The sequence below is a fragment of the Bradyrhizobium sp. 18BD genome, assembly GCF_054185225.1.
In genome coordinates this window covers 1-442 of record NZ_JAVAYL010000249.1, presented here as the reverse complement: position 1 = coordinate 442, position 442 = coordinate 1, and the positions used below count along the sequence as shown (strand labels likewise).

The window sequence follows — 442 nt, the reverse complement described above, 5'->3', positions numbered from 1 at the left end:
CGGGCAATGTCGGCACCTGGGAATGGGACCTGGCCAGCGATACGGTCGTCGGCGACGAACGGATGGCGCGGCTTTACGGCATCGATCCGAAACATGCGCGCGAGGGCGCATCAGCCTCCGCCTATATGGCGCATATCCATCCTGACGATTACCTGCCGTTCAGCAAGGTGATGCAGGCTGCCTTTGCGCAGGAAAGCCCGGTCTCGACCGAATATCGCCTTGCGTTGCCGGATGGCACCGAGCGCTGGCTGGCGGTGCAGGGGCGCAGCCGCAACGGCCCGGACGGGCGGCCGCAGCGCTTTTCCGGCGTCACGCTCGACATCACCGAGGCCAAGCTGAACGAGGCGGCGCTACGCCATGCGATGGACGAACGCGAGTTCATCCTCGCCCTGGTCGAGCGGCAACGCGCGCAGCAGGATCCGGACGACGTGATGCAGCTCAC

Annotated in this window: 1 protein-coding gene; it reads left to right on the top strand. The window is 66.1% G+C overall.

What is annotated here, in order from left to right; translation table 11 throughout:
* Nucleotides 1-442, top strand: a 442-nt coding sequence (locus RAD16_RS41310) for a PAS domain-containing protein (RefSeq protein ID WP_458163721.1), incomplete at both ends; no start/stop codon positions are given.